Below are 15,396 nucleotides of genomic sequence, written 5' to 3'. Positions count from 1 at the left end.
TCAGGTGGCCAAATTCACTATGCCACTACATCGTCTTATCGACACGGCTGCGGTATACGGTAATGAAGATGCTGTCGGTGAAGCTGTTCGTGAGGCCATTTCGGAAGGTCTTTGTACCCGTGAGGAGTTATTTATTACGTCAAAACTGTGGGTGCAGGATATGGTTAATCAGGATACAGCAAAAGCAGGAATTGAAGCATCGTTAAAAAAATCGGGACTTGAATATTTTGACCTCTATTTATTGCACCAGGCGATGCGTGATTATTTCAGTGCGTGGCGAGCCCTGGAAGCCGCTTATGATGAAGGCAAACTGAAAGCGATTGGTGTTTCCAATTTCTATCCTCATGTATTAGCAAACTTTTGTGAAACAGTCAGAATAAAACCAATGGTGAACCAGGTTGAGCTGCATCCCTATTTTGCACAACCAGAGGCGCTGGCAACCATGAAGCACTATAATGTGCAACCTGAAGCCTGGGCTCCGCTAGGCGGTGGAAGACATAAGCCATTTGAAAACAGAATGCTTCAGAGTATTGCTGATGCCCACCAAAAAACGATTTCTCAGGTGATATTGCGCTGGAATATTCAACGTGGCGTGGTTGTTATCCCAAAATCAACTCATCAACAGCGTATTGAAGAGAACTTCGCCATCTGGGATTTTTCACTGACAGAGGCAGAAATGGAGCAAATTAGTTCGCTTGATTTAGGCTATGTTGGTGAATCCGTAAAACATTTTAATCCTGAATTTGTTCGTGGTTGTCTTGGCGTAAAAATACATGACTGATTTTAGTATTTGTTGAGCTATATTATTTGGATAATGACGTTTTTATCTGAGCTTACAGGTTTTGTTTTATAAAATAGTAAATTCAGACAATATGGGTTTTAACCAGCGATTTAAGAATATGATTCTTAAATTATTAATCATTTCATAATGAAGAGGCACTTTATGAAAACTATCGGTTATGCCGCACTCTCTTCCGACGCAAAACTAGTTCCTTATCATTTTAAACGTCGTGAGTTACGGGACAATGATATTGCCATTGAAATTCTTTATTGTGGTGTTTGTCACTCAGATTTACATACAGTTAATGGTGACTGGGGGCCTCAGCCTTATCCGTTAATTCCGGGGCACGAAATTGTCGGTATCGTGAGAGCTGTGGGGCAGGGGGTTAAAAAATATCAAGTAGGCGATCATGTTGCCGTTGGCTGTATGGTCGATAGCTGTATGCATTGCGACCAGTGTGAACAAGGCGAAGAACAGTATTGCCGCCACGGGATGACGCCAACCTACGGTGCTAAGGATCGGATCAGCGGCGAAATTACTCAGGGAGGCTACTCCAAACATATTGTGGTTCGTGAGGAATTTGTACTGCGGATCCCTGAAAATATGGATTTAGCCAAAACTGCACCGATTCTCTGTGCCGGAATTACCACATTCTCACCATTACGAACCTGGAATGTTGGCCCAGGCAGCCGTGTTGGCGTTATTGGGTTAGGCGGTTTAGGTCATATGGCTGTAAAACTGGCTGTCGCGATGGGGGCTGACGTTACTGTGATCAGCCGGACTAAAAGCAAAGAGGCAGACGCAAAATTGCTCGGTGCAAAAGGCATTCTCCCGTCTTCAGATCCTGAGGCATTACAGATGTCAGCCTGTGCATTCGATTTGATTATCGATACAGTTCCCGTTAAACACGACCTGAATATCTACACCCCATTGTTAGATATTGATGGTGCATTAGTTATTGTTGGACAGGTTGGGCCAATGGAAGAACCGTCTACGATCCCTCTGATTATGGGGCGTCGCCGTGTTGCTGGCTCACTCATCGGCGGTATTGCAGAAACACAGGAAGTGCTGGATTTCTGCGCGAAGCATAATATCTATCCCGAATGTGAAATGATCAATATTGATCAGATAAACGATGCTTTTTCTCGCCTTGCAAAAGGGGATATGGCACATCGTTTTGTTATTGATATGGCGTCACTGAATGCTGAGTAACGGAATAATTCACAGCAGTGTATATTTTCCAGCAACTCACAAGAAAGGCGTTCAATAATGGAACCAAAAATGTGTTTGAGAGCAGGAATTTTCGCTGAGCACTAACAGACATAATGATATTAAAAAGCCAGAGCCTTGCGATAGCCCTGGCTTTTGTCTGCCTGATGTTCAGTTTTTTTTATGATGGCGTAGCGCATCAACAACCAGCTGGAATGCTTTTGAGTGATTTCTGTTTTCCGGGTAATAAATATAATAACCATCCCAATAAGGACACCAGTCTTCAAGTACACTGATCAGTTCGCCGCTGGCGATGTGTTTTTCCGCAATATCGCGTGGAACATGCGCCAGGCCGTAGCCCTCTAACGCCGCCTGCAAATTTTGATAGATACGGCTAAACACCAGTTGACCGCTGACTTTTACATTCAGGCTTTTTCCTTCTTTTTCAAACTCCCACGCATACAGATTGCCATGCGTTGGAAAACGAAGATTAATGCAGTTATGACTAATAAGGTCATCTGGATGTTTTGGCAAAGGGTGTTGAGAAAAATATGCTGGCGAACCGACAACAGCAAAGCGCACGTCGGGACCAATACGTACAGAGATCATACCGCTGGATATCTGTTCTCCCAGGCGCGTTCCTGCATCGAATCGGCCGGATACAATATCCGTTAAAGTATAATCATCAATTAATTCCAGATTTATATCCGGATATTCTTTTAGTAATGGCTCAAGTTTTGGCCAGATGACAGACCTGATAGCGTAATCAGATGTGGATATTCGAACGGTTCCAGCAGGCTTCTTGTTGAGATCTTTTAGTTGCTGCAATGTTCCCTGAATCCCATCAATATAAGGCCCCAGCTCATCAAGCATTGATTGCCCTACATCCGTCAGCGATATGCTGCGGGTGGTGCGAGTGAGGAGTTTCATACCCAGACGAGATTCAAGGGTGCGCATACTGTGACTCAAAGCTGATTGTGATATCCCCAATTGAGCAGCAGCCCTGGTGAAACTCTTTTCACGCGCAACAACGATGAATGCCATTAAATCATTAAGATTTTCTCGTGCCACTCTCTGCCTCTCATTGCGGAAAAAAGATATCTGTTTACATGTTAGCGTGAGAGATATGGTAAGCCCCAACCTTAAACAAGGAAACATTGAGCATAAAAATAGCGTCAGCCTTACCTGTACAAAGGGAAAACTGACGCCTGAAAAATTAAACAACAGATTCTGTTCTGATTATAAAGGGTTAAATTTTAAAATCTGAACATGACTCATTACTTCGTTGTTTAAGGATTTCCCGCGCCGAATCAGCCATTATCATGACTGCGCCAGCCAGCATCAGGGTATCTTTCAACACCAGACGACCGGCTCCGGATAAATAGGGAAAACCATGATGAGCATCCCCCAGAGCAGGCACCCAGGCTTCAGGAGTGGTGATTAAAAATGAGAGTGTTACCAGCGGTGTGGCAAATGACATTAATCCACCCAATAAACCCAACCACCGGTTAACAGGATTTGCTAACACCAGCAGAGCAATCATCACCTCCACGACGCCAAGGCCATTGGAAAAACCATAGGTATTATTAGCAATTTGCCATGTCCGGGCTTCCGGCTTATATTCGCCTTCGTGAGTCAGATACTGTTTATATTCTTCCGGATGTTCATAGAAGAACGACATTAGCGGACTGTTCGCGACGAATGGTGTAATGCTGTCGGCCTCGTAAGGGACAAACTTTAATAACCCAATCCACATAAAAACAATCGCAATGCTCAGACGAATCAATGTCAGGCCAATTTTATCTCCCCGACTTAACAGGTGCAGGTATTTTTCCATTATCAACGTCCTTATTTATACAATACTGCCGTCGCGGTTGAGTTGTTATCAATCCGCATGGAGGTAATTTTCCATGATGATGCGTCATGTTTTCTGGCGATATCAGCAATGGCATCCTCCAGAACTGTCGGTGATGCTGATACTGACGAGACGCTGACATGTTTCAGAACTATTTTGTCATCTGCATTGGTGGAAAAAGCCATAACACCAGATAATAGCATTGCAAATAAAACAGTTTTTTTAAACATATAAAATACCATCAATGAAGTGATTGAGGAATTATAGAATAAGCAAAAATTGATAAAATTGTTTTCTCTGAGACGCCAGAATATTTGTCCTGGCGTCTGATTTTAGGTTTATTTGACTAATGAAAATAGATCATTGAGTGATTCGCTCATCGACGGATGAGTAAATATCTGATCGCGTAATATGCTATAAGGCAGCCCGGCATCCATCGCCATTTTCACAATATTGATCATCTCGTGGGAGTCAACACATAGCAGTGATGCCCCTAATATACGTTGGGTTTTATTATCGATAATCGCTTTTAATACCCCACGGGTATCGTTCATCACTCTGGCGCGCGGAATTGCCGCTACAGGCAATGTAACCACCTGAATATCTGCACCACTCTCTCTGGCTTGTTCTTCTGTCATACCAACCCGAGACAGTGGAGGAGTCATGAATACGGAATAAGGCACATTTTTCCGATCATCAGTACTACGTTTGCCTTCTCCCAGTAACTCATCGCGCACAATGCGGTAATCATCCAGTGAAATATAAGTAAACTGCAGCCCGCCGGTAACATCTCCCATCGCCCAAATATTGTCTGCGGTGGTATGTAATCGCTTGTCAACGACAATTGCCCCGCGCTCGTTCTCCGCAACCCCGGCATTTTCTGGTTTTAACGAGGCGGTAGCAGGCTGGCGACCGGAAGCAATTAACAGGACATCCACCGCCAGTTGAGTGTGTCCGGTATGCACTTGTACTTTATTTTTATCGTGGCTGATACGCTGCACATGGGCGTTGAGGATAATATCCACTCCCTGCTCGCGTAAAATAGTCGCGATATTATCAGCAATGTCCCGATCTTCCCGAGGCAAAAACAGAGGCGCTGCTTCGAAAATAGTCACCTTACTGCCAAAATTAGCGAACATAGAGGCGAACTCAATGCCAATATATCCCCCGCCCAAAATACCTAAATGTTCGGGTAATTCCTTCAGGTTAAGTAATCCGGTACTGTCATAGACGCCTGGCGTCGTGGTTATTCCTGGAATTGATGGAACCACAGTTTGTGCGCCGGTATTAATAAAAATTTTCTCACCGTGAATCTCCAGATTTCCCTCTGGTCGATGAATACGCAGAATATGATTATTGATAAACTCCGCTTGCCCGACGATCACGTCGATATTGGGCATATCCGCAAGATTATGGAAATTCTTATTGCGTAAGAATTTGACGACCTCATCTTTACGCTGCATGGCACGGGAAAAATCTGTGTGCTGTTGTGCGTCATGAACCAATGTTTTGGTTGGGATGCAGCCGATATTAATACATGTCCCGCCATACATTGCATTCGATTGTTCGATGAGAGCCACACGCCAACCCGCTTTAGCCAGCGTGACGGCTAATGTTTTTCCTGCCTTACCAAAACCAATAATAACTGCCTGATATTTATTCATGATAATTTCCTGTCGAAACGTATTCATTTGACGTAATGACTATAGACGTAAATGCGCAAATAACACTTCTTCACAACGCTTGATATTTTGTCTTATCGTCTGATGTTCGTTGTTTTTTAATCAGGGTCACAATATAACGATGATGATTAACTTATTGATGATATTGGCTTAAGTCTTATATAAGATTATTGCTATCTATAATCAAAAAACTACTCAGGAGTCTGATATGGATGCCCTTAGCCGTTTGTTGATGCTTAACGCTCCACAAGGAACGATCGATAAAAATTGCGAGTTAGGAAGTGACTGGCAGCTTCCACATGTTGCGGGGGAACTATCGGTTATTCGTTGGCATGTGTTAACACAAGGTGCGGCGAAACTGGAAATGCCGGCGGGGCAGACCTTTACATTGCGCCCTGGGAATGTGGTTCTGCTACCACAAAACTCAGCTCATCGCCTGAGTCACATTGAAAATGAATCGACCTGTATCGTATGTGGCACTCTTCGGCTGCAACGTTCGGCGCGTTATTTTTTGACCTCTTTGCCGGAAGCTCTGTTTTTGGCACCGGAAAGTGACAGCGTGGAGTTTAACTGGCTGAGGGAGGCGATTCCTTTTTTACAACAGGAATCCAGAGCGGCAATGCCGGGAGCGGATGCTCTGTGTAGCCAGGTATGCGCCACACTCTTTACACTCGCCGTGCGTGGATGGATCGTACAGGCTAATACGGAGAAAAATATTCTCAGTTTGTTGCTTCATCCTCGCCTTGGCGCGGTGATTCAGCAAATGCTGGAAATACCTGGCCATCCCTGGACAGTCGAATCGCTGGCCAGCATCGTTCACATGTCCAGGGCAAGTTTTGCCCAACTTTTTCGTGATGTTTCTGGAACCACGCCACTGGCTGTATTAACAAAGTTGCGGCTACAAATAGCGGCTCAGCGGTTTTCCCGGGAAACGCTCCCCGTCGTGGTGATCGCTGAGTCAGTAGGCTATGCCAGTGAATCATCCTTTCACAAGGCTTTTGTTCGCGAGTTTGGCTGTACTCCAGGTGAATATCGGGAAAGAGTCAGACAGCTTCAGGAGGTTATCTTATAAGCTAAGTATGGATAAGATTATCTGTTATAAAAATAGAGCAAGTCATACTCAGCGTAGCGGGGAAAAACAGCCGGATGTTCTGGTAGAAATAAAGAACATCCAGGCATTCTAAAGGTAAGATTTCTGTTACTTAATCTTTGTGTGCATCCTTATCCATATAAAAGCGTATGGTTAAGAAAACCACTTTATCGCATAAACCAGAAATAAAAGAGACCTACTTTTAAGCCAAGTATTGCGATGTAAGCACAGCAGTATTTCATGGTGCCAGACATTATTTGATTGGCTTGCCCTTCCATTTTTGTGGCAGAAACGGCAATGGCAATACTTTGCGGTGAAATCATTTTCCCACCCGTGGCACCGGAAGTATTTGCCGCCGCCAGCCAATTGGGATCGATATGCAGCTTGCTGGCTGCAATAGTTTGTAGTTTGCCAAACAAAATATTCGAGTTAGTGTCGCTGCCGGTGACAAAAGTACCCAGCGCACCAATGACCGGCGCGAGAAAGACGTATGAACTTCCGGTGAGATCGACAATTGACCGTGCCAGCGTAGAAATAATGCCGCTGAGATCCATAACTGTTGCCATGGCGACAATGGCCATAATCGCAATAATAGAATTTTTAAGCTGGAATACGGTTTTGATAAATACTTCCAGCATACCGCGTGCTGATGCCCCCTGAATAAAACCGCCGAGAATAGTTGCAAAGATAATCAACATTCCAGGCGTTGTGAGCCATTCTATTTTTAATGCTAATGTTCCGCCATCGACCAGTGAAAAATGCAGCACTGAAGCCAGCTGAGATGCTGCTGCTTTTATCGTTGGGAATAACGGTGAGCACAGCAGAATAAAGACAAAAATAAACAGGTAAATAGAACCGACCCGGAACAGCACCTTTGCCGAACGTGGTGCCATTTCACGGGTATGGCTGGCTTCAATACGCCACTCTGGGTCTACTTCACCTTTGCGCAGACGGCTGGCAATTGCGACAGCGAAAAGGCTAGCCAGGCTGCCAGCAAAAGCGGGCAATTCGGCACCAAGATGGACGGCAACAAAGTATTGCGGAATAAGTGTCGCGATGCCACATAGCAGTGTGATAAGGAATACGCCGCGAATCGCTTTCACGCCGCCGCCAATAATACAAATAATGACAAAGGGCAGCAGGAGATTAAAAATCGCTAATTGTAGAATAATTGTGCCACCTAAGGTGTAAACAGACAGATTAACCTGCTCGGCGAGGATTGAAACCGGAATACCTACCGCCCCAAACGCTGTAGGCACCGTATTGGCAACCAGTGAAGCAATTGCGGCTTTCAGTGGGTTGAATCCCAACGCGATGAGGATACCAATAGGAATGGCGACCGCAGTACCGTAGCCGGCAGCAGCCTCAAGAAAACCACCAAAACACCATGAAATAAGGAGCACCTGGATACGCTTATCTTCGCTAATACTGGCGAGAATATCGCGGAGAATATCCAGAGCTTTGGTTGCCTGCATGACGTTATAACTGAATATTGCACCGAGGATCACAATCACGATCGGCCATAATCCTTTGAGTGCACCATAACCCACTGAGGCTTTCAGATTCTGTATTGGCATGTCCCAGAACAGGACAGATAAAACTGCTGTAAATGCCAGTGATATCAGAACTGAATAATGAACAGGCACCTTCAGTTTCAGAATCAAAAATACCATAAGGAGCAAAGGTGAGAGTGCAATAGCAAACATTAAATATCCGTGCATTTCTATTCCTGACTATATTTATCGACCTTGTTTATCTATTTTTCCGATGGAGGTTATCTCATTATTAAAATAAAAAATGCAAACTGAATCGCTTCAGTAAAATAAAATTACACATTGTTAATGTTTGTATATTTATTGTTAACATTCTGATTTATAAAATAATGTATGTATATTTTAACAGCCCCTTAATGAGTAACTCTAAATAGGTATTCAAGGTCGGGTTTATGAATTTTGTGACCCACTTAAATCAAATTTTCACCCCAGTGTTGATAGCTGGTGTCTTTATAAAAATGTGAGCGATGCCGAAAGAAATAAAATTAGTTATTGCATCCAGGTATTGAATGACGGATTATCTGTTTTGTCATACAAATGAGTTTGGAATTGTATTTTATTACTTAATAAAAAAGAGCCCCTATTTTTATTGATGATTGATAACCCAGAAGGGGTGGTTGCCATCGGGCATAAACAGAAATGAAGTAATGGAGTGTTGGTTGTGAATGTAAATTTCTTTGTTACCTGTATTGGTGATGCACTGAAATCAAGGATGGCACGAGACTCCGTGCTGCTACTGGAAAAACTCGGCTGTCGCGTAAATTTCCCGGAGAAACAGGGATGCTGCGGTCAGCCTGCGATCAATAGTGGTTATATCAAAGAAGCGATTCCGGGGATGAAAAATCTGATCGCTGCACTGGAGGATAACGACGATCCCATTATTTCACCTGCTGGTTCCTGCACCTATGCCGTAAAAAGTTACCCGACGTATCTGGCGGATGAACCTGAATGGGCATTACGTGCCGAAAAGGTTGCCGCGCGTATGCAGGATCTCACCTCTTTTATTGTTAATAAATTAGGGGTAGTGGATGTCGGCGCCAGCTTGCAGGGGAGAGCGGTGTATCACCCATCTTGCAGCCTGTCCCGTAAGCTGGGGGTGAAGGACGAGCCACTTACGCTGCTGAAAAATGTACGCGGACTGGAGCTGTTGCCCTTTGCCGAACAGGACACTTGCTGCGGGTTTGGCGGCACGTTCTCGGTCAAAATGGCCGAAATATCCGGCGAGATGGTGAAAGAAAAGGTTTCGCACCTGATGGAAGTCCGCCCTGAGTATTTAATTGGCGCTGACGTGAGTTGCCTGCTGAACATTAGTGGGCGATTACAACGTGAAGGGCAGAAAGTCAAAGTGATGCATATTGCTGAAGTGCTGATGAGCCGCTGAGGATATAAAGATGTCGATCAAAACCAGTAATACAGAATTTAAGACACGCATCCGTCAGCAAATTGAAGATCCGATCATGCGCAAAGCGGTGGCAAATGCGCAGCAGCGTATTGGTGCAAATCGGCAAAAAATGGTTGATGAACTAGGGCACTGGGAGGAGTGGCGCGATCGCGCTGCCCAGATACGTGATCATGTTCTGAGTAATCTTGACGCTTATTTGTACCAGCTCTCAGAAAAAGTGACGCAAAACGGCGGTCACGTCTATTTTGCAAAAACCAAAGAAGATGCTACCCGCTACATTTTACAGGTCGCCCAGCGTAAAAATGCGCGGAAAGTGGTGAAGTCGAAATCAATGGTGACCGAAGAGATTGGCGTCAACCATGTGTTGCAGGATGCTGGCATTCAGGTGATTGAAACCGATCTGGGGGAATACATTCTGCAGTTGGATCAAGATCCGCCATCTCATGTTGTGGTTCCGGCTATTCATAAAGATCGCCACCAGATCCGCCGGGTGCTACACGAACGCCTGGGTTATGATGGCCCGGAAACGCCTGAAGCGATGACCTTATTCATTCGCCAAAAGATCCGCGAAGATTTCCTCAGTGCTGAAATCGGTATTACCGGCTGTAATTTCGCGGTGGCAGAAACCGGTTCGGTATGTCTGGTGACTAATGAAGGTAATGCGCGAATGTGTACCACGCTGCCTAAAACGCACATTGCGGTGATGGGTATGGAGCGTATCGCCCCCACGTTTGCTGAGGTAGACGTATTGATCACCATGCTGGCGCGCAGTGCCGTTGGTGCGCGTTTGACGGGATACAACACCTGGCTGACAGGACCGCGCGAAGCAGGACACGTTGATGGCCCTGAAGAGTTTCATCTGGTTATTGTTGATAACGGACGCTCCGAGGTGCTGGCCTCTGAATTTCGTGATGTGCTGCGCTGTATTCGCTGCGGAGCCTGTATGAATACCTGCCCGGCATATCGCCATATTGGCGGTCACGGATATGGCTCTATTTACCCAGGACCAATTGGTGCGGTGATTTCTCCATTGCTTGGCGGCTATAAAGATTTTAAAGATTTGCCTTACGCCTGCTCTTTATGCACGGCCTGTGACAGCGTTTGTCCGGTGCGTATTCCTCTGTCGAAACTGATTTTACGCCATCGTCGGGTGATGGCTGAAAAAGGAATCACCGCAAAAGCAGAGCAACGGGCGATCAAAATGTTTGCTTATGCCAATAGTCATCCGGGATTGTGGAAAGTCGGAATGATGGCTGGCGCCCATGCGGCAAGCTGGTTTATCAATGGCGGCAAAACACCGCTCAGGATCGGCGCAATTAGCGACTGGATGGAAGCACGCGATCTTCCTGAAGCTGACGGAGAGAGTTTCCGTAGCTGGTTTAAGAAACATCAGGCGCAGGAGAAAAAGAATGGATAATCGGAGCGAATTTTTGAACAACGTTGCTCAGGCACTGGGTCGCCCGCTGCGACGTGAACCGCAAGCAGAAGATGCGCCGCTTAACAACTATGCTAACGAGCGGCTTACCGAACTTAATCAACAGCAGCACTGTGATGCGTTTATCCAGTTTGCCAGCGATGTCATGTTGACGCGTTGTGAACTGACCAGCGAGGCGCAGGCGGCAGAAGCGGCATTACGTTTGTGTAAAGAGCTGGGAGAGCAGTCGGTCGTGGTGAGTGGCGACAAGCGACTGGAGGAGCTGGGGATCAGTGGACGTTTACAGCAGGAATGCAATGCCGCTGTTTGGGATCCGGCGAAAGGTGTCGAGAATATCGCTCTGGCGGAGCAGGCGAAAGTTGGCGTTGTGTATGCTGAATATGGCTTAACAGAGTCGGGAGGTGTGGTTCTTTTTTCCGCCGCTGAGCGCGGGCGTTCATTGAGTCTGCTACCTGAGTCCTCTATTTTTATCTTGCGTAAAAGCACTATTTTGCCCCGAGTGGCGCAGCTGGCAGAAAAATTGCACCAGAAAGCGCAGGCCGGTGAACGTATGCCATCCTGCATTAACATCATCAGTGGCCCCAGTTCAACAGCGGACATTGAACTTATCAAAGTCGTTGGGGTTCACGGGCCGGTGAAGGCGGTGTACCTGATTATTGAGGATTGTTGAGAGAGAGATTGGCGGCCATTCTGGTATGAACATCCAGAATGGCGCTGTCATATTGAACGGAATAACTGCTCTATCTGGGCGCTCAGAAACGGGAGCGCATATACCAGGGTGATGGAAAAATAGGCAGTTAAAACACCCGTTCATTTGTGTTATGTTTGGTGGATAAAAATAAACCGAACGTCGATTGTTTGTGTCATTATAGTTTTACGCTGTAAAGATTTAGTGTAAAAATCCACGCTTATATTTTTACAGCATTCAGATGCTTTCCTTGTAATCACAGTTAAATCCCGCTGAGATTTATTCTTTTCTTAATAATATCTTATATTTTTGCTGAATGGATTCAGTCCTAAGCTGATATATTATTTTTAATAAGATAAGTCTTATATTTATATACTCATTTAGTGTTACCAATTTTTCTTATATTAATACGAGCTCTCATTGCTTTGCTTTGGACTATATTTTGAGTTGATCTGGATTCGTAGATACATATAATGCGCCTGTGTTCAAAACTGGAAGTTAATGTAAGGATGATGTTGCGGTTGTTAATTTGGAAAACGTGTCCAGTGGAGAGTTAGCCCTATATTACCCTCTGAACTGTATGCCTGAATTATACAGTTTTCGATATTATGCAGTCTTTTTGAATTTTTATATCTCTCATGAGTCGAGGTGCGGAATTTAATTCACCTCGGTGTATGAGAGCTTGGTTTTGTCTGGATGCATTGCTGGAGAGTCTCATGAATAAAATATATCGGCTAAAGTGGAACAGGTCCCGTAACTGTTGGTGCGTTTGCTCTGAGCTGGGAAGTAGAATAAAAGGAAAGAAGGCAAGAGCCGTTTTAATTAGCGCGATAGGTTTATATTCATCTCTGGCGTTCTCTGGTGATGTCACCGTGAACCAGGACAAGACTATTGATTTTGGCAAGGCCGATCAAAACATCGATTACCGTATTACGGTTACTGATAATGCTAATCTGGTTATCGACGTTACAGACACTTCTCGTCCACGTTTCACGCTCAATTCTGGTGGTGGGTTGGATATCACCGGAGGGAAAGTGTATATCAATGGTCAGCTTGATGTATTGCTGAAAGGGACGGGTTTTCTAAACGTTTCAAATGCCGGTAGTGAATTGTATGCTGATGATCTCTATGACTCAAACTCCGGCTCCAGGCACGATCGCGGCTATTTTAATGTCTCCAACGGCGGCAAAATTCATGTTAATGGCACCAGTCGTCTGACTTATACGCAGGGAAATGTCAGTGGCGAAGGCAGCCAGGTAAATTCCAAAACTTTCTTCATGGGCGTTTACAGCAGTTACGGTGGAGATCAGTACCTGTCTGTTAATAACGGTGGTGAAGTTAATGCCAGTGAGCAAATTAGTCTGGGCTATTATAATCAAAACTCCGATACCACACTTGCTGTTTCAGAAGGCGGCAAAATTTCTGCACCGAAAATTAGTTTAAGCACCAATTCGGAGTTGGCGTTAGGTGCACAGGAAGGGAGTGATGCGAAAGCAGCAGGGATTATTGATGCCGAAAAAATTGAGTTTGTGTGGGCTTCGACATCCGAAAAGAAAATCACATTAAACCACACGGATAAAAACGCGACTATTTCCGCTAACATTGTCAGTGGTAGTGAGGGGCTGGGCAATATCAATGCGCTCAGTGGCACGACTTACTTAACCGGTGATAATTCTGCATTTAGCGGCAAAGTAACGATTGGCCAAAATGGAGCTTTGGGGATCACTCAAAATATAGGCACGGCAGATATCTCTAATCGCGGAAAATTACACCTGAAGGCTGACGATAGCATGACCTTTGCCAATAAGATCTCCGGCAACGGTACAATCAGTATCGACAGTGGGACGGTTGCTTTGACCGGTAATAATTATGCATTCAGCGGATATATTGATGTTGCCTCCGATGCTGTAGCTGTTATTACTGAAGAAAAGAACATCGGTAATGCGGATCTGGATGTTGATGGCAAATTGCAAATTAATGCCAACAAAGATTGGGTATTTGATAACGATCTTCAAGGTAAAGGCATTGTTGAAATAGACATGGGGAATCATGCATTCTCCTTCGATGAGTTTGCTTACACCGACTGGTTCCAGGGTTCACTGGCGTTCCAGAACACGACATTTAACCTGGAACAGAATGCTGAGTTTCTGCAGAGAGGCGGGATCACTGCGGGTCAGGGAAGTCAGATAACGGTGGGTAATGGTACTCACTCCATTAGCACTCTGGGGTTCTCCGGCGGAACCGTTGATTTTGGTGCTCTGACAACTGATGCACAGATGACAGAAGGAACCGTCAAAGTTAGCAAAACGCTGGATCTACGGGGCGAGGGGGTTATTCAGGTTGCCGACCGCGACGTTGTAAGCTCAGTATCTCGTGATATTGACTCTGCATTATCGCTCACTGAAGTTGATGATGATAACAGCGCCATTCTGCTGGTTGATGCGCAGGGGGCGGAGGTGCTGGGGGATGCGGGCAATCTGCAATTGCAGGATAAAAATGGACAAACTCTCTCCAGCAGTGCGCAACGTGATATTCAGCAGAATGGGAAAAAAGCTGCCGTTGGCACTTATGACTATCGTCTGACGAGTGGGGTAAATAATGACGGCCTGTATATCGGCTATGGCCTGACGCAGCTTGATTTGCAGGCTACTGACAGCGATGCCCTGGTGCTGAGTGCCAATGGTAAAAGCGAGAATGCCGCCGATCTCAGCGCAAAAATTACCGGTAATGGTGACCTGGCATTCAGCAGCCAGAAAGGCCAGACTGTATCGCTTTCTAACAAAGACAACGACTATACCGGTGTTACCGATCTGCGTAGCGGGACGCTCTTGCTGAATAACGATAATGTGTTGGGTAATACCCAGGAACTGCGTCTGGCGGCAGAAACTGAAATGGATATGAATGGTCATAGCCAGACCGTGGGTACGCTCAATGGTAGCGCCGATTCGCTGTTGAACTTAAACGGCGGAACTCTGACTCTTGCCAACGGGGGCACTGCAACCGGTTCATTAACGGGGAGCGGGACGCTGAATGTTCAGGGTGGCACGCTGGATATCGCGGGCGATAACAGCAGCCTGACGGCGAATATGAATATTGCTAACTCAGCTCATGTCCTGGTAAGCCACGCACAGGGATTGGGTAGCGCAAACGTTGAGAACAACGGCACCCTGGTGTTGAATAATAGCGGTGAAAAAAGAGCGGCTGTGCCTGTGAGTTACAGCCTGGGTGGCAATTTGACCAACAACGGCACGCTGATGACCGGGATGTCAGGACAGCAAGCGGGCAATGCGTTAGTGGTGAAGGGGAACTACCACGGTAATAACGGTCAACTGGTTATGAATACGGTACTGAATGGCGATGATTCAGTGACTGATAAACTGGTTGTTGAGGGCGATACCAGCGGCATGACGTCCGTTACGGTGAATAACGCTGGCGGTACAGGCGCTAAAACCCTTAACGGTATCGAACTTATCCATGTAGGTGGTAAGTCCGAGGGGGAGTTTGTTCAGGCGGGGCGTATCGTTGCGGGCGCGTATGACTACACTCTCGCACGTGGTCAGGGGGCAAACAGCGGTAACTGGTATCTGACCAGCGGTGGTGAGTCAGTTGAACCGCAACCGGAGCCAGAGCCGATGCCGAATCCGGAGCCGAATCCGGAGCCGAATCCGACACCAGAGCCGACGCCAGAGCCGACGCCAGAG

12 protein-coding genes are annotated in these 15,396 nt (G+C 45.9%); 7 read left to right on the top strand and 5 right to left on the bottom strand.

What is annotated here, in order from left to right; translation table 11 throughout:
- Together EQY_RS0109055 and EQY_RS0109050 are read left to right on the top strand one after the other, a co-directional pair.
- Positions 1 to 781: aldo/keto reductase (locus tag EQY_RS0109055; protein ID WP_000304019.1), on the top strand; the 781-nt coding region annotated here is incomplete at its 5' end.
- A 162-nt stretch (positions 782 to 943) separates the two neighbouring features.
- On the top strand, positions 944 to 1,993 hold the full coding sequence (locus EQY_RS0109050; RefSeq protein WP_000848742.1) for an NAD(P)-dependent alcohol dehydrogenase: 1,050 nt from the start codon (positions 944 to 946) through the stop codon (positions 1,991 to 1,993).
- Positions 1,994 to 2,161: 168 nt separating this feature from the next.
- On the opposite strand, the gene EQY_RS0109045 is transcribed toward EQY_RS0109050, so the two are convergent.
- The 4 genes from EQY_RS0109045 to rclA all read right to left on the bottom strand — a co-directional run bounded on the left by EQY_RS0109045 (position 2,162) and on the right by rclA (position 5,509).
- Positions 2,162 to 3,061, bottom strand: coding sequence for a LysR family transcriptional regulator (locus tag EQY_RS0109045; protein ID WP_010344530.1), 900 nt, complete (start codon positions 3,059 to 3,061; stop codon positions 2,162 to 2,164).
- Positions 3,062 to 3,239: 178 nt separating this feature from the next.
- Positions 3,240 to 3,827 carry a reactive chlorine species resistance protein RclC gene (gene rclC / locus EQY_RS0109040; protein ID WP_000417409.1) on the bottom strand — a complete coding sequence of 196 codons (588 nt, stop codon included), beginning with the start codon at positions 3,825 to 3,827 and terminating at the stop codon, positions 3,240 to 3,242.
- Between the two features lie 11 nt (positions 3,828 to 3,838).
- Entirely contained in the window at positions 3,839 to 4,075 is a 237-nt protein-coding gene (gene rclB / locus EQY_RS0109035; protein WP_000475154.1) for a reactive chlorine resistance periplasmic protein RclB, read from the bottom strand.
- Positions 4,076 to 4,183: 108 nt separating this feature from the next.
- Positions 4,184 to 5,509 carry a reactive chlorine resistance oxidoreductase RclA gene (gene rclA, locus EQY_RS0109030; RefSeq protein WP_001046285.1) on the bottom strand — a complete coding sequence of 442 codons (1,326 nt, stop codon included), beginning with the start codon at positions 5,507 to 5,509 and terminating at the stop codon, positions 4,184 to 4,186.
- 226 nt (positions 5,510 to 5,735) lie between these two features.
- Here rclA and rclR point away from each other — a divergent pair, with 226 nt between their 5' ends.
- Positions 5,736 to 6,599, top strand: a complete 864-nt coding sequence (rclR, locus tag EQY_RS0109025; protein WP_000339577.1) for a reactive chlorine-specific transcriptional regulator RclR — start codon at positions 5,736 to 5,738, stop codon at positions 6,597 to 6,599.
- Positions 6,600 to 6,784: 185 nt separating this feature from the next.
- Here the strand turns inward: rclR and EQY_RS0109020 are convergent, their stop codons facing one another.
- Entirely contained in the window at positions 6,785 to 8,338 is a 1,554-nt protein-coding gene (locus EQY_RS0109020) for an L-lactate permease (protein WP_000546182.1), read from the bottom strand.
- Between the two features lie 493 nt (positions 8,339 to 8,831).
- Between EQY_RS0109020 and EQY_RS0109015 the strand changes: the two genes are divergently transcribed.
- From EQY_RS0109015 to EQY_RS0109000, 4 genes are all read left to right on the top strand, one after another.
- Positions 8,832 to 9,551 (top strand): (Fe-S)-binding protein, encoded by a 720-nt coding sequence (locus EQY_RS0109015; protein ID WP_001102104.1) that lies wholly within the window; start codon positions 8,832 to 8,834, stop codon positions 9,549 to 9,551.
- A gap of 10 nt (positions 9,552 to 9,561) precedes the next feature.
- Positions 9,562 to 10,989, top strand: a complete 1,428-nt coding sequence (locus EQY_RS0109010) for a LutB/LldF family L-lactate oxidation iron-sulfur protein (protein WP_000023938.1) — start codon at positions 9,562 to 9,564, stop codon at positions 10,987 to 10,989.
- Entirely contained in the window at positions 10,982 to 11,677 is a 696-nt protein-coding gene (locus EQY_RS0109005) for a LutC/YkgG family protein (RefSeq protein ID WP_000370409.1), read from the top strand. Before EQY_RS0109010 ends, EQY_RS0109005 begins: the two co-directional genes overlap by 8 nt.
- A gap of 734 nt (positions 11,678 to 12,411) precedes the next feature.
- The coding region (locus EQY_RS0109000) for an autotransporter outer membrane beta-barrel domain-containing protein (RefSeq protein ID WP_024212480.1) at positions 12,412 to 15,396 on the top strand (2,985 nt) is incomplete at its 3' end.

Origin of the sequence: Escherichia sp. TW14182 (assembly GCF_000208525.1) — a bacterium.
Taxonomy (GTDB): Bacteria; Pseudomonadota; Gammaproteobacteria; order Enterobacterales; family Enterobacteriaceae; genus Escherichia; species Escherichia ruysiae.
The sequence above is the reverse complement of the archived record's forward strand: the minus strand, read 5'-3'. Positions and strand labels throughout refer to the sequence as shown.